Origin of the sequence: Sinorhizobium psoraleae (assembly GCF_013283645.1) — a bacterium.
GTDB lineage: Bacteria > Pseudomonadota > Alphaproteobacteria > Rhizobiales > Rhizobiaceae > Sinorhizobium > Sinorhizobium psoraleae.
Genome location: NZ_JABEKV010000050.1, coordinates 1 through 1,706, shown reverse-complemented (window position 1 = coordinate 1,706; position 1,706 = coordinate 1). Strand labels below are relative to the sequence as shown.

1 pseudogene is annotated in these 1,706 nt (G+C 59.4%); it reads right to left on the bottom strand.

From position 1 onward, the window contains the following. Nucleotides 1-1,695, bottom strand: a pseudogene (locus ILFOPFJJ_RS34530) (hypothetical protein); the annotation flags it as partial. Between the last annotated feature and the right edge of the window lie 11 nt (nucleotides 1,696-1,706).

The window sequence follows — 1,706 nt, the reverse complement described above, 5'->3', positions numbered from 1 at the left end:
TGGTCCTCAGGACGACGAATTCGCAAGGCGACCTCCTTTCGGATGTTCTCGAGGAACCCTGGAACGTTCGTTTTCAGCCATTTCTCTTCTTCGTGTGCCTGGTCCGACTTGCCGAGCTTCCCAAGAATGGCAAGCAATATGACGCGATAAATCGGATTGGCGCGAAGGTCGGCCAAGTGCGCCCATCGCTCAGCGGCCACGTAGTCGCCTCTAATATAGGCGCAGACCGCCAAGGCCGCCTCAAAATACCCTACCGGGCCTGGGTTCCGCGCGACGGTTTCCGACAAGAGCTCGCAACCAGGATGCCACTGACCCGACAGAGCAAGCCGGAAACCATATTCGCCGGCGAGTTCAGTGTCGTTAGGATTGATGGCAAATGCGCGCGCCCCCACCGCCAAGGCAGCGTCGACTTCGCCCCGGAAGAAAAGAGTGAGCATCTGTGCTTGCAGGGCGCGTACGTCCTGGGGATCCAGTTCCACGGCGCGTACCGCTGCCTCGATCGCCCGCTCCAGCGACACCGGGGACGACCGATCAAGACGATACCGGAAACGAAGCTCGTCGATATAGGTCATTGACAGAAGCGCCCAAGCCGTAGCGTAGTTCGGGAATTGCCGGGTCGCGTGCTGAAGGCATTCCTGAACGGACGCATGCGTTTGCGGGTTCAAATCGCTGCGATAACCATAGTAGGCCAAGGTGCACGCATATGCTTCCCAATCGTCCGGAGTTGACTGCGTGAACTGCGTGGCATTCGCCTGGAAAACAACGCCGTAGGGTTGTGCCACGGCGGTCGCCACGGCGGCGGCGGCTTTCTCCTGCAGTTCGATGATCTTATGCGTTGCTAAGCTCTCGTCATAGTTGTTTGCCCACATCACCGACCCGTCGGACCGTAGTATGAGTCTTATCCCGAGCCGAAGCCTTTCGCCATCGAGGCGAACCCGCCCCTCCAGCGCATAGGCTGGTCCGCCGTCGGTGTCCGACGAGTCATCGGGGTTTTCACGGGTGACGACGATGATCTCCTTGAACTTGGCAATCTTGCTGACGACCTCGTCGGCGAGTCCTCGCGTTATCATCGCCGAGTCTGGTGTTCCGGAGAGATCCTCAAACGGCGCGACAACCAGTTTCGGGATGTTAGGCCGAATGCGGCCGGTGTTCGCGTCGTGGTCTGCAGTGATAGAAGGGCGAAGGAGAGCACTTGCTGCCAGGCCGCCAAGGGCAAAAGTAAGCGCCGCAATTCCGAACCAAATCCATCGTCGAAAATGTTGAACGGAAGAATCCAATCTGGCGCTTAAAGAGGGACCGAGGTCAGCCGCGCTCTGCGCGTCGACGCGCCTTTCGAACATTGGCACGTAGGCGCCTTTCGGTATCCTGATCACGATCGGGTCGTTGCGGCCCGACACGAGATAGTAGCGTTCGAGCGCGCGACGAACGGCCCGCTTCGATCCGCACCGCTGGATCCGTTTGAGCGTCGAAAGAGGAATCTCTACCGAAGACCTCGGTTGCTATCGAATACGCCTTTATACGGTCGGCCCGGCCTGCAACGGTCTCCTCAATGACGTACGCCAGGAACTTGCGCGCACGGTCCGGCGCATCGAACTCGGTGCTGAACCGAATTCGATCGAGTTGCGCAAGAATTTCCGCGTCGGTGGGTAGAGCAGTTGTCGGTTCGACCCGGACGCCCCGCTGGTCTGCTACCATGTCCGCCCCCA